The organism is Foetidibacter luteolus, assembly GCF_009650435.1.
Classification (GTDB): Bacteria; Bacteroidota; Bacteroidia; order Chitinophagales; family Chitinophagaceae; genus Foetidibacter; species Foetidibacter luteolus.
In genome coordinates, this window is sequence record NZ_VVIP01000067.1 from 154,519 (window position 1) to 175,003 (window position 20,485).

General features: G+C 45.6%; 11 protein-coding genes. 8 read left to right on the forward strand and 3 right to left on the reverse strand.

From position 1 onward, the window contains the following. Positions 1-48: 48 nt before the first annotated feature. The 5 genes from F0364_RS22530 (at position 49) to F0364_RS22550 (ending at position 7,091) form a co-directional block, all read left to right on the forward strand. Positions 49-1,041: a hypothetical protein gene (locus tag F0364_RS22530; protein WP_153800076.1), complete on the forward strand. Its 993-nt coding sequence runs from the start codon at positions 49-51 to the stop codon at positions 1,039-1,041. A 164-nt stretch (positions 1,042-1,205) separates the two neighbouring features. Continuing rightward, complete coding sequence (locus tag F0364_RS22535) at positions 1,206-2,972, forward strand: OmpA family protein (RefSeq protein WP_153800077.1); 1,767 nt, start codon at positions 1,206-1,208, stop codon at positions 2,970-2,972. A gap of 173 nt (positions 2,973-3,145) precedes the next feature. Next, positions 3,146-3,862 (forward strand): ABC transporter permease, encoded by a 717-nt coding sequence (locus F0364_RS22540; RefSeq protein ID WP_153800078.1) that lies wholly within the window; start codon positions 3,146-3,148, stop codon positions 3,860-3,862. 108 nt (positions 3,863-3,970) lie between these two features. Then, positions 3,971-4,765: an ABC transporter ATP-binding protein gene (locus F0364_RS22545; protein ID WP_153800079.1), complete on the forward strand. Its 795-nt coding sequence runs from the start codon at positions 3,971-3,973 to the stop codon at positions 4,763-4,765. Between the two features lie 382 nt (positions 4,766-5,147). Beyond that, on the forward strand, positions 5,148-7,091 hold the full coding sequence (locus F0364_RS22550; protein ID WP_153800080.1) for an SPFH domain-containing protein: 1,944 nt from the start codon (positions 5,148-5,150) through the stop codon (positions 7,089-7,091). A 52-nt stretch (positions 7,092-7,143) separates the two neighbouring features. Here the strand turns inward: F0364_RS22550 and F0364_RS22555 are convergent, their stop codons facing one another. Both F0364_RS22555 and F0364_RS22560 read right to left on the reverse strand, forming a co-directional pair. Beyond that, on the reverse strand, positions 7,144-9,102 hold the full coding sequence (locus F0364_RS22555) for a methylmalonyl-CoA mutase family protein (RefSeq protein WP_153800081.1): 1,959 nt from the start codon (positions 9,100-9,102) through the stop codon (positions 7,144-7,146). 507 nt (positions 9,103-9,609) lie between these two features. Next, positions 9,610-11,007, reverse strand: a complete 1,398-nt coding sequence (locus tag F0364_RS22560) for a cobalamin-dependent protein (protein ID WP_153800082.1) — start codon at positions 11,005-11,007, stop codon at positions 9,610-9,612. A gap of 132 nt (positions 11,008-11,139) precedes the next feature. On the opposite strand from F0364_RS22560, the gene F0364_RS22565 reads away from it, so the two are divergent. From F0364_RS22565 to F0364_RS22580, 3 genes are all read left to right on the forward strand, one after another. Continuing rightward, positions 11,140-12,303 (forward strand): glycoside hydrolase family 130 protein, encoded by a 1,164-nt coding sequence (locus F0364_RS22565; RefSeq protein WP_153800083.1) that lies wholly within the window; start codon positions 11,140-11,142, stop codon positions 12,301-12,303. 467 nt (positions 12,304-12,770) lie between these two features. Further along, entirely contained in the window at positions 12,771-15,629 is a 2,859-nt protein-coding gene (locus F0364_RS22570) for a DEAD/DEAH box helicase (RefSeq protein WP_235921211.1), read from the forward strand. 516 nt (positions 15,630-16,145) lie between these two features. After that, positions 16,146-17,306, forward strand: coding sequence for a PDDEXK nuclease domain-containing protein (locus F0364_RS22580; protein WP_153800085.1), 1,161 nt, complete (start codon positions 16,146-16,148; stop codon positions 17,304-17,306). 419 nt (positions 17,307-17,725) lie between these two features. Here F0364_RS22580 and F0364_RS22585 read toward each other — a convergent pair whose 3' ends face one another. Further along, complete coding sequence (locus F0364_RS22585; RefSeq protein WP_153800086.1) at positions 17,726-20,098, reverse strand: TonB-dependent receptor; 2,373 nt, start codon at positions 20,096-20,098, stop codon at positions 17,726-17,728. Between the last annotated feature and the right edge of the window lie 387 nt (positions 20,099-20,485).

The window sequence follows — 20,485 nt, forward strand, 5'->3', positions numbered from 1 at the left end:
GTCTGGCTCCATTTGAGAGGGCGGGGGTGAGGTTTCAAACAACTTAATATGACAAACTTAATTCAGCAAACAAAAAAACCGGGCTGGTTTTCAGAGCCTAAAAACATTGCCACTGCTATCATTGCACTGTCTCTGTTTGCCGGCCTTACCTATGCCTTTGTAACATTCGTACTGCCTTTTCTTATTACTGTTACATGGAGCCTGGTAAACCTTATCATAGGCGGTGTGGTATTGGGCTTTATACTAATGCTTATTACCAACCGTAAATTCTGGAGGGCGATAAAATACTTTTCAGAGTTTATTGCCAACTACAGCATTGGCATTGCTATAGAGCTAAACCCATTCAACATTTTGCAGGCAAAGATTGAGCAGGGTTATGAAGACAGGAATACCTTACTGAAACAGGCCGTAAAACTTAAAGGCAAACAAAGCGAACTGACAGATAAGCTTTCAGAAAAGGAAAAGGAACTGCAGCTTAACATTCAAAAAGTAAAAATACTGCAGCAGGAAAAGGGTAATAACAGGCAGGTTGATTTGTACGCCAACAATGTATTGCGTTGCAGGGAATATATTGATAATGTAACCCCCATTGTTGGCGACCTGAACAAGCTTATTTCCTTTGCCGATATGGCTTATGAAGAAAGCGGCATTATGCTGGAAGATGCCAAGCTTGACCTGGAGGCCAAAAAGGATTTATACTATTCTGTAACCACAGGGTTATCCGCGGTATCCAGCGCCATGAAAGCCTTTAAGGGCGATGATGAATTGAACCGTGATGCAGAACAGGCGTTGGCGATTTTGAAAGTAAAAATAGGTGAGAAGATAGGCCACATTAAATCAGCCATAGATGTTACACAACGTTTTATGGATGACAAAGTGCTGGAGGATAAAGCCAAATCTGCACAAGCCATTGAACTCATTAACAAATTTGACGTGCATACAGATTTCAACTACACCAACAATGCCCTGGACAAACACAAAGACAGCGGCAAGCTGAAGGGTGTAACCATCACCGATAAATACAGGGGCCTTCTTGATTAAGCAAACTCCCGGAAACAAATAATGCTACGGAGCGCAATTGCTCAGTAAAGTTCTGAACGTACAAGAGTGCGACGCAAGCAAAGCTGAACAGGGCCTCAACCGCCGGGCTCCAAAATATTGCCCAAACTAAACAACATACATACAACAAGTAAAAATTTACAACTATGTCACTTAAATTAAAACCAGCAGGTAAAGTATTTATTATAGCAGCGGTAATTGCCGCAGGTATCCTTAGTGTAAGATGGTACCAGGCACGCCCTAAAGAAGCTGCACAGGCCGTTGAAGTAGGCAAGGTAACGCTGCCCGATGCGCCTGAAGCATCCTTAAACGCAAACGCGGTGCAGTTGCCTTTGCCATCGGGCGAAAACGCTGTTAACGGCGGCACCAAAATTACGTGGGAACGCATGGCGTGGAACAGCCAGTTTTCCGGCATGTACGCCAATGGCGGCGTGCATACAACAAAAGGCTCTTTGTTTGATAAAGCACAACTTGACGTTACCTACATACGCCAGGATGACTGCAACAAACAAATGGCCGACCTGGTAAAGTTTGCCAGCGATTACAAAAGCAATCCCGCTACGCCCGCCGTGCTTATCACTTTCATGGGCGATGGTATGCCGGCCTTTATGACTTCGTTATCCAAAGAACTGGAGCCATTGGGTGCAGAGTACCAACCTGTCATTATACCTGTTACGCACGGTAAATCTTACGGCGAAGACCAGGTGATGGCCCCACCTTCCTGGAAGCAGGACCCACACAACGCTTTAGGTAAATGTGTGGCTGGTGTAATGCGTGACGGAGACATTAATATATTGCTGAAATGGGCTGGCGATAACGGCTTAAAAGTAAACCCCGATGAAACCACCTATGATGCCAATGCAATTAACCTTATTGCTGCGAATGATTTTTTGGATGCACCCAATAAGTACATTACCGGCTACAGTGAAAAAAGAAAGATTGTAGTGAATGGTAAAACCACCGGCACAGATACTACCGTTACCGTTGACGCAGTGGCTACCTGGACACCCGGTGACGTCAACATAGCTACCAAAAAAGGTGGCCTGGTTACCATTGCTAATACAAAACAGTATGCATCGCAAATGCCCAACCAAACCATCGCGATTAAAAAATGGGCCAACGATCACAGGACAGATATAGAAAATATGATCATCGCTTTGGCGCAGGCTGGCGACCAGGTGCGCTCTTACAATGAAGCCAAAGCTTTTGCAGCTAAGGTTAGCGCCGATGTTTACCAGGAACAAACAGCAGAGTACTGGCTCAAGTATTACAATGGAGTAGAAGAAAAAGATATTCAGGGCATGAAAGTTAACCTTGGCGGCAGCACGGTATTTAACCTTGCAGACATGGCCAATACCTTCGGGCTTGGTGATGATAAGGTTGACCGTTACAAAGCTGTGTACAACACTTTTGGTAACCTGATGGTGAAAATGTATCCATCTTTAATGCCTGGCTTTATGCCTTACGAAAAGGCTGTTGACAAAAGCTTTTTGTTCAGCGTTATCTCCAACCACCCGGAACTTTTGCAGGGCAAGGCCATTGAAGCAAAGTACGCGGATGATATTACCAGCGAAGTGTCTTCCAGGTCTTACAGCATAGAATTTGAAACTGGCTCTGCCAACATTAAGCCAGCATCTTACAGGTTGCTGGATGAAATCTTTGAATCTGCTGTGGTGGCGGAAGGCCTGAAGCTGGGTGTGTACGGCCATACTGACAATAGTGGCTCAGATGATGTGAACATACCCCTGAGCGAGCAACGTGCAAATGCAGTTAAATCGTACCTGCTGAAAAAAGGTTTGAAAAGCCAGCGTATTGAAACAAAAGGTTATGGCTCAACAAAACCCATAGCGGATAACAATACAGCAGCCGGCAAAAGCAAAAACAGGCGTGTGGAAATTGTGCTGGGCGAGTAATGTAGTGAGTGGTGGGTAGTGAATAATGAGTGCCTGGGAATGTGAAAATGATAAGACATTTTATACAACCAGGCACTCACTTACCCGCAGCAATCATTTAATCATCAAAATCAGTATAATCAGTGGTACAGATTTTTAAACCCTTTGCTTCAATCAGCAGGAAAACAGTCGCCATGCTTATTGCCATTCAGGTGGCTATAACCTTACTGGTATGGCAAACAGCATCCAACGGTTTAATACCTAAGCCCGGTAATGTAGCAGCCGCGTTTACGCGGCTGCTCGCTACCAAACAATTTTGGGATAACATGCTGGTAAGCCTTGGGCTTACCTTAAAAGCCATGTTATACTCTATCATCATCACCCTGGTATTTGCCTATTTATCAGTGTTGCCTTTTTTTAAAAGCATCGCACAGTTTATGGTCAAATGCCGTTACCTTACATTAACCGGGCTCATCTTCATCTTTACCCTGTTAACCAGGAACGGCAGTGAGCTTAAACTATCGCTGCTGGTGTTTGGCATTGTGCCGTTTTTTGTCACATCTTTTTTATCAGTAATCACCAGCATCAACAAACAGGAGTATGACTTATGCAAAACGCTGGGCTATAACAACTGGCAAACTTTGTATGAGGTAATCATCGTTGGCAAAGCAGACCAGGTATTTGAAATTCTCCGCCAAAACTTTGCCATATCCTGGCTGATGATAACCATGGTGGAGGGCCTGAGCATGAGTGAAGGCGGCATAGGCACCCTGCTGATTAAATACAACAAGTACAATGATATTACGGTAGTGGTAGCGCTGCAAATGGTAATATTCCTTACCGGTCTTTGCTTCGACTGGCTGCTTGGTTCAATAAGAAAATGGCTATTCCCGTATACTAAGTATAAGTAGCGGCACGGCCTAACCAACTTTACATAGGTTAAAATTTTAGCCTGCTGCCCGTTTTGAATCCGTAAGAATAAAAGTCCGGCAATTGGTGTTGCATTAAACTTTAGAAACATGACAGTTTGCACAAAAACAACAACCTTGTTACAGGCAGAAAATATTGGCCTGCAATACGATGATAAAATCATCCTGAGGGATATCAATTTTTGCATCAGGGATATTCACAGGCCAGGCATGCAGCAGGGCCAGGTAGTATCGTTAATTGGCCGCAGCGGCATTGGTAAAACACAACTATTCAGAATTTTATCCGGATTGCAGCAACCCACAAACGGCAATGTATTTATTAATGGGCGGCAGCAGGTAAAAGCCGGAGATATGGGTGTCATCTTCCAAAACTATTACCTGTTTGAATGGAGGACTATTTACCAATCGCTAATGATGTCGGCCAAACAAAACCAGCTGCTAAAAGGCGAAGAAAAACAGTACATAGAAAAATACGCGGCTGACTTTCATTTGAAAGAGCACCTGCAGAAGTACCCGCAACAGTTATCTGGTGGGCAAAGGCAGCGGGTAAGCATTATACAACAGTTGCTGAAAGGTTCTAAATTCCTGCTGCTGGACGAGCCTTTTTCCGGCCTGGACGTTTGCATGCTTGACAAAGTAAGCGACCTTTTGCTACAGGTTTCCACATCGGATGAGCAGAATACTTTAATCATTGTATCGCACGACATCAGCACCGCGGTGGCTATTTCCGACACTGTATTCATTCTCGGCAATGAAGAAGGCCAGCCAGGCGCCATCATTAAAAGAGAAATTGATTTAATTGAGCGTGACCTTGCCTGGCAACGCGATATCAAAAGCAACCCTGCCTTCATAAAAACTGTTGAAGAAATTAAATCATGCTTATAAAACGCCCATACAGGGCAAATAAGAAAAGTTGTAAAGAAAGAAACAGCAATTTTGCGGCAATTGTTGTACGCTGGCTTTTTACCACCGGCTGTTGCATTTTGCTGCAGTAGCATTTTTAGGGGATGTCCCTCGTACCTCGGGCCGGGCTTTCCGCTCATACTCCGGCACAAAAGCCGACACACAAGGCCTTCACCGGGGTATCCGCTTCAATCCCTCACCCGAAAGTGTAACACGCCGCTGCTTTCGCAAACAGTTTTATAATGGTAAACCAGGCGATAAACAAAATGCTACAGGATTAACATGAAAACTGCCGCATATACCATAACCTATCTTAAACACTCAGGCTTTAAAAAAATTATTTAACTATTTTAAAAACGTTTCTATGAATCTTTCAGCCCTCTTATCACATTATTGGTGGGTGCTCCTCATTCTCTTCGCACTCATCTTCTACAAATTTATTTTGCGTGTATTTTTTGGCATGGTCATAGTGCCGGAAAACAGAATTGGCCTGGTTACCAAAAAGTTTGTATTGGTAGGCGCCAACCGCGAACTGCCCGATGGCCGTATAATCGCTACCAAAGGAGAAGCCGGCTTCCAGGCTAAGACATTAGCGCCAGGCTTGTATTGGGGCATGTGGCCCTGGCAATATGGAGTAGATATGCAATCATTTACTGTAATACCCGAAGGTAAGATTGGACTGGTTTTGAGCAATGATGGCGCAGAACTTCCAACCGGTAACATTCTTGGCCGCAAAGTGCCAAGCGACAATTTCCAGGATACAGAGTCCTTCTTAAACAATGGCGGGCAAAAGGGCCGTCAAACACATTTACTTACACCAGGTACCTACCGCATTAACACGTTCGCTTTTACAGTAACTATTGCAGACATGAGCGTGATTCATGAAAATATGCTTGGTATTGTAACCTCGCTGGATGGTGCACCTATCACTGCGGGGCAAATTGCAGGTAAAGACGTGGCCGGCCATAACAACTTCCAGGATATTGATACCTTTTTGGTAAACGGAGGTAACCGTGGTTTGCAACCGCAAATAGTATTGGCAGGCAGTTATTACATTAACCCATGGGCTGTACAGGTAGAGGAAATACCTATGACAGACGTGCCTATTGGCAATGTGGGCGTGGTAATTTCTTACATTGGAGAAGATGGCACAGATGTTACGGGAGACAGCTTTAAACATGGTAACATTGTAGCAAAAGGATATCGTGGCGTATGGATGGAGCCACTTGGCCCCGGTAAATACCCTGTCAATAAATATACTACAAAAATTGAATTAGTGCCCACTACCAACCTGGTACTTAACTGGGCAAATGCCAGGAGTGAAGCGCATGCGCTGGATAAAAACCTGTCAACCATCACCGTGCGCAGTAAAGATGGCTTCCCTTTTAATCTTGACGTAGCGCAAATTATTCATATACCAGCCAATGAGGCGCCTAAAGTAATAGCACGCTTCGGCAGCATGAACAACCTTGTATCGCAGGTGCTGGAACCAACCATTGGCAACTACTTTAGAAACAGTGCGCAGGATAGTGATGTAATTTCCTTTCTAAGCACCCGTAAAGAAAGGCAACAGGCAGCGAGGGAACACATACGTGAGGTATTGGACGAATACAATGTGAATGCGGTAGATACGCTGATTGGAGATATTGTTCCACCGGAAGCTTTAATGAAAACATTAACAGACAGGAAGATCGCGGAAGAAGAGCAAAAGACTTACCAAACGCAGAAGATGGCGCAGGAGCAACGGCAGGGCATGGAAAAAGAAACAGCCATCGCCGATATGCAGAAAGAGATTGTAAAAGCCCAACAAAGCGTGGAGATTTCGCAACGTACCGCTGATGCCACCGTTAAAAAGGCAGAGGGTGACGCTACCAGCTTGAAACTACAGGTAAATGCAGAAGCAGAGGCTACAAAAATGCGTGCCAATGCAGAGGCAGAAGCTACACGTGCAAGGGCTGCGGCCCAGGCCGAAGCAACCCGTTTAAATGCCAGCGCCGATGCCGAGAAGATATCCAAAACAGGTGTTGCCGAAGCGGAAAAAATTATGGCGATTGGTAAGAGTACGGCAGAAGCGTATGAACTGCAGGTGAAAGCAATGGGCGGCGATAATTTTACCAGGTTTAAGATTACTGAAGAAATAGGAAAAGGGCACATTAAAATAATTCCTGACCTTATTGTTAGCGGTAACAATGGCAGCGATGGCAGCTTAAGCGGGTTAATGGGGCTACAGCTACTGCAGATGCTGCAGGAGAAGAAAAAAGAGCCAGAGAATACCAGGCAGGAATTACAGCACCCTGAGCAGAATTAAATACAACAGCCGCTTCAATGAAAAGCGGCTGTTTGTTTTATAATAAGGATGGTTACATGCTCCTCCTGTATTGCCCCCCGGCTTCATACAGGGCATGGGTTATCTGCCCCAGGCTGCAATACTTCACGGTTTCCATCAGCTCCTCAAAAAGGTTGCCGTTGTTAACAGCGCAGCTAACAAGCGCCTGCAGCTTTGTTTTTGCTGTTGCTTCGTTGCGCTTATGAAAAGCCTGAAGGTTTTGTATCTGCTGCTCCTTCTCTTCTGTACTGCTGCGTATAACTTCTTTTGGCACCACGGTAGGGCTGCCCTTTTTGCTCAGGAAAGTATTTACGCCTACAAGCGGCAGCTCCCCGGAATTTTTCTGCATTTCATACAGCATGCTTTCTTCCTGTATTTTGTTGCGCTGGTACATCCGCTCCATAGCGCCCAGCACACCGCCACGCTCTGTAATGCGGTCAAATTCTGCCAGTACAGCTTCCTCCACAAGGTTTGTTAGCTCTTCAATTAAAAAAGAGCCCTGTATAAAGTTTTCCGTTTTGGCGCTGCCCAGTTCCCGGTTAATGATTAGCTGTATGGCAATGGCACGCCTTACGCTTTCCTCCGTAGGCGTGGTAATGGCTTCGTCATAAGCATTGGTATGCAGGGAGTTGCAGTTGTCATAAATAGCGTATAATGCCTGCAAAGTGGTGCGTATATCATTAAAATCAATCTCCTGCGCATGCAGGCTTCTGCCGGAGGTTTGTATATGGTACTTCAGTTTTTGAGACCGTTCATTACCCTTGTATTTGTACTTTATCGCCTTGGCCCAAATGCGCCTGGCCACACGGCCTATCACGCTGTATTCGGCATCCATGCCGTTGCTGAAAAAGAAAGAGAGGTTTGGTGCAAAATCATCAATATGCATTCCCCTGCTCAGGTAATATTCGACATAAGTAAAACCATTTGCCAATGTAAAAGCCAGTTGGGTAACAGGGTTAGCGCCGGCCTCGGCAATATGGTAACCACTGATGCTTACACTGTAAAAATTGCGCACCTGGCGCTGAATAAAGTATTCCTGTACATCGCCCATTAGCTTTAAAGCAAACTCAGTAGAAAAAATGCAGGTATTCTGTGCCTGGTCTTCTTTTAAAATATCCGCCTGAACGGTACCACGCACCTGTGACAGCGCTTCAGCTTTCAACTGTTCATACACTTCTTTAGGCAACACTTCATCGCCGCTTAAGCCCAGCAGCCTAAGCCCCAATCCGTTATTGCCTTCTGGTAAACGCTCCGGCGAGGCTGGATTGTAATACAAAGGTTGCGGCAGGTGGCCGAATTTTTTCTTAATAACCGTTTGCACTTCCTCCCATTTGCCATTGGCTTCAATCCATTTCTCACAAGCCTGGTCAATAGCCGCGTTCATAAAAAAAGCAAGTACCACCGGTGCAGGGCCGTTAATGGTCATACTTACAGAAGTTTTTGCACTGCACAAGTCAAAGCCGCTGTACAATTTCTTGGCATCATCCACTGTAGCTATGCTAACACCGCTGTTACCTACTTTGCCGTAAATATCCGGACGGTGGTGGGGGTCTTCGCCATAAAGGGTAACAGAGTCAAAGGCAGTACTTAACCTTACAGCCGGCTGCCCGAGTGATACATAGTGAAAGCGCTTATTGGTACGTTCCGGGCTGCCTTCCCCCGCAAACATCCTGGTGGCATCTTCGCCCTCCCGTTTCAGGGGAAATACACCTGCTGTATATGGAAACTCCCCGGGTATGTTTTCCTGCAACTGCCAGTGCAGTATGTCGCCCCAGTCTTTATACGCAGGCAGTACTACACGGGGTATACGTGTACCGCTCAGGGTGGTTACAGCCAGTGGCTGCCGTATGGTTTTATCCCGCACCTGGTATTCAAATACGTCTTTACCGTATTGCTCCTGCAACTGCTTCCACTGTTGCCGTAACTTCCTGGTATCCGTATGCAGTTGCTCTTCCGTTTGTTGATACAGTTTCTGTAGATTATCTATGCTCATCTGCTGTTTTATCTTTTGGTATCAAAGTGAGTTGATTGTTTGTTCAATGTTTAATTGTTCAAAGTTTTATGTAGGATATGGTAGAATAAGCGCAAAATCTACTATGTCCCAGAGGGACATGTTGTAGGTAGAATAGCCATTTACGTTCTACTATGTTCCGGAGGAACATTTTGCGCCTGCCCATCCCCGCTAATACAAACACAAAGCGTTCCGCCGGAACACATGCTGGGTAAGGTGTTTATTCTAGCTAATCCTGTATTCAATATACTGTTGGGGATTTGCCACTTATGTGCTTTTGAAAGAAACAACCTGTGTCACTTTCGGGTGAGGGATTGAAGCGGATACCCCGGTGAGGCCGTTGCAGCAAGGCTTCTGTGCCGGAGTATGAGCGGAAAGCCCGACCCGAGGTACGAGGGGCACCCCCAAATACAAAATACCAAGTTTAAAGCACGAAGTGCTTCGGTGCAATGAACACCCCAACATTAAACATTAAACTTTGAACAAACATTAAACATCTTTCATCATATCCATGGCACCCCGCAGCCTGTACAATTTAGAAGCCAGTTCACTTTGTTCTTCAGCCCAGTTATTATAGCCCCGCACAGCATCCGCTATTTCAGAAAGATAACGCACCCTTTTAGGCGGTATAATTTCAGACTTGCTGTGTGTATCTTTCAAATGGCCGCTGATGCTGATATCGCCAAAATGCAGGCCCGTTTTTTTCTCCACGGCAATCATCAGTTGCTCAAATAATTCATTAATGCCGCTGTCGTTAAACTGTGCGGCAATGGTTCCTATAACGGGCAGTTCTTCAGGTTTGGTTGTCCATAAACCATGGTTGCGCATGTACTGCCTGCGCACTGCATCCAGGGCATCCAAAGCGCCGGCCTTATCAAATTTGTTGATGCATATTACATCGGCATAGTCAAGCATATTTATTTTCTCCAGTTGCGATGCGGCGCCGTATTCCGGCGTCATTACATACAAGCCAACATCGCAGTAATCCATCACGCTGGTATCGCTTTGGCCAACACCTGCGGTTTCCAGCAATATCAAGTCAAAACCTGCCGCTTTGCAAATGTCAAGTACAGGTTTTACGGACTTGCTCAAAGCCATGTTATCATCACGGGTAGCCAGGCTGCGCATATAAACCCTGGAGTGAGAAACAGCATTCATCCTAATCCTGTCGCCCAGCAAAGCGCCGCCGCTTTTCTTTTTGCTTGGGTCAACGGAAATAACGGCAACTGTTTTGTCTGCAAAACTGTTCAGAAAACGCCGTACAATTTCATCGGTAACGCTGCTTTTACCAGCGCCGCCTGTACCTGTTATGCCAATTACAGCCACCTGGCCATTGTGCGGCGTCACATCCGTAGGCTGCCCGTTTTCCACAGCCGTAATCTGCGAAGCGATGAGGCGTACATCTTTTGCTTCTCCCCACGAAACAGGCTTTATAAACCGCCGCTTGTCGGGCGTAGCTACATCACATTGCTGCAGCACTTCCGCTATCATGCCTTCCAGACCCATTATGCGGCCATCATCCGGACTGTAAATTTTTGCAATGCCATAGCTATGCAGCGCCCTTATTTCTTCGGGGAGTATGGTGCCGCCGCCGCCACCAAAAATCTTAATATGGCCACATTCATTTTCGTCCAGCAGGTCTTTCATGTATTTAAAAAATTCCATGTGGCCGCCCTGGTAGCTGGTTATAGCTATGCCCTGGACATCTTCTTCTATAGCGGCTTCCACAATTTCCCGTACGCTGCGGTTATGGCCCAGGTGTATCACTTCCGCGCCTTTGGCCTGCATAATGCGTCGCATAATGTTTATGGCGGCATCATGCCCGTCAAACAACGAGGCTGCTGTTACTATCCTTACCTTATGTTGCAACTTTTGTATCATCAGCATTATCTCCTTTTACAAAAATAGCCAAATGGGTTAAAGAGTTAACAATTGTTAGTTTTAAGCCAGTATCTTTAATTTCGGGCCTACATAATCATTGCTTATTTTCAGGGATTAATGCGTTAACAAAACCGCTATATGAAAAAACTGGTAACTGCGTTAGCCCTTTTGGCCGTACTTGCATCATGCAAAAGCAAGCCCTCTGAAACCCATACTTCCAAAGATAGTATTGCTGCTGTAAAAGACTGGGCCTTGCTGCCTTTTGAAAAAATTGATTCTGTAAACCCCGTGCTTACCGCGGGCAGCAATAGCTTTACCTGCCCCATACTTAAAAAGCAGGTAGCATGGGAAAGCAAGGATGTATTTAACCCTGCCGTTGTGGTGCGCAACGATACTGTATTTATGCTGTACCGGGCCGAAGATACCATCGGCAAATATGCAGGCACATCCCGCATAGGGCTGGCATGGAGCACAGATGCCGTACACTTTACCAGGCTACCTGCCCCGGTATTTTACCCGGATAATGATGCCTGTAAAAAATATGAGTGGGAAGGCGGTTGCGAAGACCCCCGCATTGTGCAGGATAGCGCCGGAACCTACTACATGACTTACACTGCCTACGATGGCAAAATTGCCAGGCTGCTGGTAGCATCTTCCAAAAACCTGCTGCAATGGCAAAAGCATGGGCCTGTGTTCGCCAAAACTATGAATGGCAAATACAAAGACCTCTGGGGTAAATCCGGCTCCATTGTATCTGAGTATAAAAATGGCAACATAACCGCCGTAAAAATCAATGGCAAGTATTGGATGTACTGGGGCGATACCTATATTTTCGCCGCCACTTCCGATGACCTTATTAACTGGCAACCGGTTGAACTGCCTGCAGGCCAATCTATTGCAGACGATTCTATGGTTGTAGCGCTGAACCTGCAACAGTTGCAGCCCGTTATTAAAACACGTCGCGGTAAGTTTGACAGCAACATTGTGGAAAGCGGGCCGCCTGCCATGCTTACCGGCAAAGGCATATTGCTGTTGTACAATGCCCGCAACGTACCGGCCATTGGGGATACCTCGCTGGTTGAGGGCACTTATGCGCCATCGCAGGTGCTGCTCGACAAGGCAAATCCCACGGCCATCATTGACCGGATGGATACCTACTTTATGAAACCCGAAAAGCCTTACGAAACCACAGGCCAGGTTAACCAGGTGTGCTTTATAGAAGGCCTTGTTGAGTTTAAAAATGCCTGGTGGCTGTACTATGGCACAGCCGATTCTAAAATAGCGGTGGCCGTGCATAAATAATGCGGCAGTAAACTGCTGGCGCAGTTTGTGAAAAATTTTTATGGGCCCGGCAGGAGGAGCTGCTATGAGGCATCGTTGCGTCGCACTCTTGTACGTTCTGAAGATTATTCACCTTTTTTCCTTCTCCTTCAGGAGAAGGCGCCCAAAGGGCGGATGAGGCGCTATGCGGCTTTTCCCGCAGGATAGATTCTACCGCCGCCTCCGGCGGCAGGGAGCATAATGCCACCGAGGCACAGAAAGAGAATGTGACGGTTGAATATAAATTCTTCTGGATTTTATCATTTAAAAACATTATCAACCTTTACCCTATCAACACACTGGCAACCTGTAACCGGTAACTGGTTTCCTGCTTTACATACTTTTCAGCACATCTGTTTATAAAATTTCCCTAACCAATTACCTGCTTATTGGCACAGTAAGTATGTTTGCCGCTGCGAATTTTTTTTGGACAAACGAAATTACACAACGTGTCAAAAGCCAATTCAAAAGCAGCCTTATTGTTATACCCGCAAAACCTGTTGCGGGGCAAACCGCCATTGGCCATACTGGAAATAGAGAAGAAGAACAAAACCATTGAGTACTTTGAACGTGATGCTGACACAGCGGTATTAACTACACTTTTTCCGGCTTTGCCAAGGCCCGCCAAAGAGGCCCTTGCCATGTTGGGCAAAAAAGGGTTCGACAAACTAAAATTTCAAATAAAAGACCAGTTCAGCAAACTGCAGACAAGCAATGATTATATAGTTTACTATAACAAAACGCTGCAGAGGTTTTTACACGAGGCTTTTGACCAACTGAAGCCTTTTGCCAATCTTGTAAAATGGTACAGCAAAATAGAAGTAGGTAAAAAATTCCTGCTCACTCCCTGCAGCTTCAGTTCCTTCAAGCCGCAACTTAGCTTTGAAGTGCTTGCCGAAAACGGGCAGGGATTGCACCTTGAAACAAACCTGCTGCTGAACGGCAACAGCTACCGGTTAAGCACGTTTAACCGCATATCTTTCTTACTGGAAGGCAGTAACGAATATTTTATTCCCGGCTTTAAGGATTTTAATACGCTGGAATGGCTGCAGCAAAGCAACCCTGCCCAATATGCACACAATGCCGCTGCGTTGGCCAAAAATATATTGGCTGTACTGGAAGCAGATTATACGGTTAAGCGCAACAACCTGTTTGAGCAGAACCAGGTAGCTGCCCTGCCCACCAGCCGTGTAATGCTCAGCGAGCTGAACAACACTTTTTTAATGCTTACACCGCAATGGGTGTACGATGGTTTTTTGGTGGAAGGGCCGTTTAAAGAGCAGGAACAGATCATCCGCAATGGCGAGACCTATGCTGTTAAACGCCACAAAGAAACGGAAGACCAACTGCTGCAACTGCTGGTATCCTTATATCCAACGTTTGAAAAACAGCGTAACGGGTATTACTATCTTTCCTTCGCGGATGCGCAGAAGAAACAATGGTTTTTAAAAACCTATCACAAACTGCTTGACCTGGATATTGAGATTGCAGGCATGGATATGCTGCGGCATTTCAGGTATTCTCCGTTTAAGGTAGAAACCAGCATTAACATAGTGGGTGAAAAGGAAGAAAGCATCATGATGGAAATGCAGGTAAGTTTTGGAAAAGAAACTGTGCCGCTGAACGAACTGCAGAAAAACCTGCTGGCCGGCGCCAGGGCCGTGCTGCTTAAAGATGATTCCCTGGGCATACTGGATGATGAGTGGCTGCACCGCTACAGCGCACTTGTAAAGCATGGCAAAGTAAACAAGAAAGAAATAGCCGTTCCACGCTGGCTGGCCATTACAGAACACAAGACCCCGGAAGAGCAACGTGTGCTTACCCAAACCATACAACAGGAGTGGTGGACAAAATGGAGCCGCTGGCAGCACAGCGATAAAGAGGTTTACCCGCTGCCGGCAAACGTACAGGCTACCTTAAGGCCTTACCAGCAAAAGGGTTACGAATGGATACGTTTGTTGGCCGAAGCAGGCGCCGGCGCCTGCCTGGCAGATGATATGGGGTTAGGTAAAACCTTGCAGGCCATCTGCTTTCTTGCACACTATGCGGAGAAACACCCTCAATCAAAAAGTATTGTTGTTTGCCCGGCTTCGCTTATTTACAACTGGCAGCAGGAAGTGGAGAAGTTTGCACCGGCAGTTAAAGCGGTGGTGTACCATGGCAATGCCCGGTCTAAGGAAGAATGGCAGCAACCCGGTGTGCAGTTGGTTATTACAACCTACGGTACCATGCGTTCTGATGCTGATTTGCTTTGTGAAACTTTTTACGGCGTAGCCGTTATTGATGAAAGCCACAACATTAAAAACCCGTCTGCCTTAATAACCCGTGCCGTGGTGCGGCTTAATGCCCATACACGTATTGCCTTAAGCGGTACACCGGTAGTAAACAATACTTTTGACCTGTACGCCCAGCTAAGCTTTGTTGCGCCAGGCCTTTTTGGTTCAAGGGAGTTTTTTAAACGGGAATACGCGGACCCCATTGACAAAAATGCCGATGAGGAAAAAGTGGCTGCTCTTAAAAAACTAACCGACCCGTTTGTTTTGCGCCGCACCAAGCAGCAGGTGGCCAAAGACCTGCCGGAAAGAACAGAAACCATTCTCTGGTGCGATATGTACCTGAAGCAACGGGAACTGTACAATGAGATTAAAGACCAGGTACGCAACAATGTATTCCTCGAAATACAAAACAGCGGTTTCTCCAAAAGCAAACTGGCCGTGCTGGATGGCATGCTGAAGCTACGGCAGGTATGCAACTCCCCCCTGTTGCTGAAAGGTTATGAACACGATGTAAGATCTTCCATCAAAACAACGGTGCTGATGGAAGAACTGGCCAACATTCTTACCAGCCATAAAGCCCTGGTGTTTTCGCAGTTTAGCAGTATGCTGGATTTACTTGCCGCCGAATGCCGCAAAACAGGCCTGCCTTTCTATCATTTTGACGGCCAGACACCACCTGCGCAACGGGCGGAAATGGTAAATGCTTTCCAGGAGCCGGGCAATACCACCAACCTTTTCCTCATTAGCCTTAAGGCGGGTAATACCGGTCTTACGTTAACCGCAGCCGATTATGTCTTCATCTTTGACCCCTGGTGGAATACAGCCGTGCAAGACCAGGCCATTGACCGCACCCACCGCATAGGCCAAACCAAAAACGTGTTTGCGTATAAAATGATTTGCAAAGACTCCATCGAAGAAAAAATTATCAAGATGCAAAGCAGGAAGAAGAAGCTTTCGGAAGACCTTGTTTCGGCAGAGGAAGGCTTTGTAAAATCCCTTACAGAAGAGGATGTGGAATACCTGTTTAGTTAGTTTCAAGATAGCAGGTTGCAGGTTACCGGTTGATGGCCTGTTGACAGGTACAAGGCGGGTAGTATTTTGAGAGAGCAAAATGCTTACTTCGCTACTTCGGGTATGCTGCCACCATCTGAAAGTATTGCACGCTAAAAACAGGCTATTTCACGTTGAAGGCCTTTTTGAAGATTGGTCATGAGAAAACAGAGCAGCGCCTGAAATGTAAAAACTCTATCTCTGGTAAAGGATGTGTCAATGTCATTATGTTTGCTATATAATCTTCAATGGTGATATATATTGTGTTTGCAATTTTCTCTAATAATGCGGAATTTGTGGTTTTCCTAACCCCTATCTTTATAAAGTGGCAAAAAATATGATTTTTGTCTTTAGTCAATGACATTGCATTAATGATTGTAATACCAGCAACCTTTTTCATAGCGTCATCGTTGCATCGCAATCCATTCAACGGTTGTAAAAATGGCATCAGTTGGTTTCAAATTCCAGGCCGCAAACTAAATTAAATGGCTTCTGAAAATGGGTAAAATTAAAACCAATAGAGAATTTGAACAAGTTGCCATTCTGATCGAAGAAGCCAGGATGAGGGCTTTTCAAAAAGTGAATGAAGAACTGGTGCTGTTATATTTTAAGGTTGGCGGTATTGTTTCCATAAAGGTAGCTGATGGCATTTGGGGTGAAAATACAGTTGGTGAATTAGCGGTTTTCGTTCAGAATAAATTCCCCGGCTTTAGTGGATTTACCCGTAGAGGGTTATACCGGATGAAACAATTTTACGATACATATTCATCCACCGGATTTGTGACACCACTGGCGACACAATTAGAAGCTTATTTCGCTGGTACCAACGAAAATGCAAAAGTGTCGGCACTGCCGACACAAATTCAGGCTTCAAAACCAGGAAGTAAAAAAGTGTCGACAGTGCCGACACAACCCGGACAGTTTAAGGTTCTACAAGACCAGTTAGTATCATCCCTGCTCTGTAAAGTAACATGGTCAAATCATCTTGAAATTCTTTCTCAAACCAAATCACCGGAAGAGAAATTCTTTTACCTGCTACACTGTATAAAAGAAAGATGGTCTATGAGAGATCTAAGAAGGCAATTAGCATCCGGCTATTTTGAAAGAACGATGCTCTCCAACAAGAAAGTGTCGACAGTGTTAACACAATTACCACAAGATCTTTTTAAAGACCCTTACATTTTTGAGTTTCTTGATTTACCGGATGGACATTCCGAAACTGACCTTGAAAAAGCATTGACTTTAAATTTGCAAAAATTTATCCTCGAAATAGGCAAAGGGTTTACCTACATGGGCACTCAATACCGGTTGCAAGTTGGCAACAAAGATTATTATACTGACCTGCTTTTCTATCACCGAGATTTGCAATGCCTCGTTTTGTTTGAATTGAAAATTCAGGAGTTTGAACCTGAATTTTTAGGTAAGCTAAATTTTTACCTTGAAGCCCTTGACAGAGATGTAAAACGGCCATTTGAAAAGAACAGCGTTGGCGTATTGCTTTGCAAGGGAAAAGACACAGAGGTAGTGGAATATGCCATGGCCCGTAACACTTCCCCGGCAATGATTGCCGATTATGAAACCAAACTGATACCCAAAAATGTGCTGGCAAAGAAACTGCACCAGTTGGTAGAACAGCTGTCAAAAGAAGAAACCGACTAGTGGACAAAAATACATTACAAACCAGCATATCTGGAAAAAACATACCAGCCCGAAAAATGGCTGGATGTGTTAAAAGAATATAGTCGCGATGATGAATATTCATGTTACTGAAGCGACATTGTAGTACTACATAACAGCAAGCTCCACAGAGTAGCTACGCCGCTAATATTAAACAAGCGCACCAGGCTAATCCCTAAAATCCGTCAAATCGTGGTTCAGACAATCTACAAGGGCTGAAAAGATGCCATGAAATGCCAGACGATGAAGTGATTGCGACGCAACGAAGCTGCCCATGAAATACCGTAGCTGGTACCATGCAAATGATGTACGATGTGAGATGTTACATGTACGACGTACGGATAAACAAAAAGCCCGGCGGTTTTTACTCCGCCGGGCCTGCAATTGCTATGTAAAACTATTTAGAACCTGTAGCTTACGCTAAACCTGGCATTGGTGCCGGGCTCCGCCTGCCAGTAGAAATAGCCGCCCCATGTATAAGGGGCGCCTGAATACAGGTATTTGTTAAGGAGATTGTTGAGCACCAGGTTAAACCCAATCTTTTCTTTCTGGTAAGAAAGGCTGCCATCCAAACGGAAGTAGTCGGGCAGGCTGTTTTCAGAGTTATCAAAGGAGTACCAGGGGGAACGTTTGGCCTGCACCTGGTAGCCGAGTGAAATACCAAAACCATTTAAAGCCCCCCTGTCAACACGGTAGTTAATCCAGGCATTCTGCACATGGCGGCTGGAGCCGGCCACCTGGTTGCCAATAACTTTAGGATCGCTGTCTTTGGTAATTTTTGCTTCGGTAAAAGCATAGTTAACAACCACATCCAGGCCTCTTGCTATCTGGCCGCGAATGTCAACTTCTATGCCTCTTGTCCTTTGTTCGCCGGTAGGCCTCTGAAACCATCCAATAGTGTCTCCATTAACAACTTTAGCATGTTCGTCATCCTGAGTTAATACATTGTTCCTTGTAATCTGGTAAAAAGATATTGCTGAGTTCCATTTGCCGGCCATCCAGTCTTTTTTAAGGCCAAATTCCAGGTTGTTGCCGGTGATGGGGTCAAAGCTTTTACCCTGCCAGTCGCTGCCATAGTTCTCCAGGAAAGACTGGTCGAACAATGCATAAAAGGCGGTGTTTTTATCCAGTGAAACGCTAAGGCCCAGGCGGGGCGTGAATTTACTGTTCTTATAGTCACCGTTATAAACGTCGCCGCTTTTAAGTGTGGTATAGCGGCCGGCAATGGTAAGGCGTACCCGTTCATCAAACAACCCAATTTCATCCTGCGCATAAAAGCCGGTATAGGCATTGTAGTAACGTACACCACGTTCCCGCAGGTCTTTGCTGCGGTCAAATACCGGTGCGGTAGCCAGCCCGTACTTAGGTGCGTAAACATTAAAGTTAGAGTCGCCCAGTGCGGCGCCCTGGTTCCAGTCGTGGTAGTATTCTTTATTGCTCATGTCCAGCCCACCCAGAATTTTATGCACCACATTGCCGGTTTGTACTTTGCCATTCATAAACATCTGGCCAACTTTGGTAGTACCCAGCACATCCCAAATGCTTATGCCACGCTGCATAAAACTGTCGTTAGCCTGCTGAAACTTTATGGGCCACAGTGAAGCGCCTATTTGCTTGTAATTAAAATAAGCCACCTGTGCGGTAAACTTCCAGTCATTATTCAGCTTATGGTCAAAAATGGCCAGTATGCTGCGGTCGTTCATGGTAGTGGGGGAAAGATTGGCCTCCGCGGTAGTCATACTTTTAGGCTGGTCTGCATAGCCACGCTTTGAGAAAAGGTAGTTGGAGCCAATCACATTCACCTCAGAAAACTGGTGTGTGTATTCCAGCGTTACCGAGGTTTTATCATCTACCAGGTATTTTAATACCGGCACAATGGAATAACGGTTGTTATAATCAAACTGGCGGTGATAGCCTTTCATCTGGCCCATTACATTAAGCCTGTACAGCAATTTGCCGTCTTTGGAAATTTTGCCATCCAGGTCGGCAGTGGCCCTGTACAGGTCAAAGCTGCCCATAGAAACACTTACTTCTCCTTTGTTACGGCCGCTCGGTTTTTTGGTAACTACATTGTAAAAGCCGCTGGGGTCTCCGTTGGAGAGCATAAAGCCGGCGGGCCCTTTTACAAATTCAATGCGCTCAACCATGCTCATGTCCTCGGTAAGCGGCCCCCAGGTGGTAGATACGTTCATACCGTTTCTAAAAGCGGCTATATTGCTGCCACGCATGGTTATACGGGCGTAATTATCCCAGTGTTCAATTTTTGTGGCGCCGCTAACATTGCGGGTAACGCCTTCCAGCATATCGAATATCTGCTGGTCGTTAATCAGTTTGGCGGTTACTACCTGTATATTCTGGGGCGCTTCCAGTATAGGAGTTTGCAGCCTTAACGAACCGGACATGCGGTTGGATTTAAAACTGCTTTTGTTGGCTATTACCACTACCTCATTTAGTTCCTGGTCCGAAAGCTCCAGCTTAAAATCTACTTTGGCTGTCTGGCCTGCTGTAACAGTTACCTGTTCTTCCACATCCTTATGGCTAACCAGGCTAACCACCAGGGTGTAAGTGCCGGGCTGTACTTTCTGTATGTTGAAAATGCCGTTATTATCAGCTATAGCAATCCTGTTAAGGCTTTTGATTATAAGGGTTACACCTTCAGCGGGTTTACCGTCTACTGTAACTACTTTACCAGCAATGTTACCGGTAGGCGACTGTGCCGAAACAACGGTACACAACAAAAACGCCAACGAAAAAAATACGCAAAGCTTTCTCATGAATTCTTAAGTCTTGATGATAAAAAAATCCTGGTGGGCAACTACTGTCTCTTTGGAGGCTGGGTTAGCTACCAAATGTTCAGAACGGGCCACTTTTACCGGGGATTTAACCGGGTGCGAAATTACCATGCCGCAAAACCGGGCATTTACATAATCGGGAAACTGATTTACGGTATGCGGAAAGAGAATAAGGAGGCAGTATTACCCCCATCCCCTGAAGGAGGCAAGCTTTTGTATGATGAAAGCATTTTTTATAGGCCCGGCCGCAGGAACAAATAGGAGGCTTTGCTTGCGTCGCACTCTTGTGCTGTTGGATTCGCTATGCGGCTTTTCCCGCAAGGTAGCTTTTGTTTCTGCCGCCTTTGGCGGCAGAAACTTTTAGTAAGC

Coding starts and splice junctions, on each gene's coding strand:
- F0364_RS22550 (WP_153800080.1), top strand. CDS start 5,148: ATGAATCTTTCAGCCCTCTTATCACATTATTGGTGGGTGCTCCTCATT.
- F0364_RS22560 (WP_153800082.1), bottom strand. CDS start 11,007: ATGCTGATGATACAAAAGTTGCAACATAAGGTAAGGATAGTAACAGCA.
- F0364_RS22545 (WP_153800079.1), top strand. CDS start 3,971: ATGACAGTTTGCACAAAAACAACAACCTTGTTACAGGCAGAAAATATT.
- F0364_RS22535 (WP_153800077.1), top strand. CDS start 1,206: ATGTCACTTAAATTAAAACCAGCAGGTAAAGTATTTATTATAGCAGCG.
- F0364_RS22580 (WP_153800085.1), top strand. CDS start 16,146: ATGGGTAAAATTAAAACCAATAGAGAATTTGAACAAGTTGCCATTCTG.
- F0364_RS22565 (WP_153800083.1), top strand. CDS start 11,140: ATGAAAAAACTGGTAACTGCGTTAGCCCTTTTGGCCGTACTTGCATCA.
- F0364_RS22555 (WP_153800081.1), bottom strand. CDS start 9,102: ATGAGCATAGATAATCTACAGAAACTGTATCAACAAACGGAAGAGCAA.
- F0364_RS22540 (WP_153800078.1), top strand. CDS start 3,146: ATGCTTATTGCCATTCAGGTGGCTATAACCTTACTGGTATGGCAAACA.
- F0364_RS22585 (WP_153800086.1), bottom strand. CDS start 20,098: ATGAGAAAGCTTTGCGTATTTTTTTCGTTGGCGTTTTTGTTGTGTACC.
- F0364_RS22530 (WP_153800076.1), top strand. CDS start 49: ATGACAAACTTAATTCAGCAAACAAAAAAACCGGGCTGGTTTTCAGAG.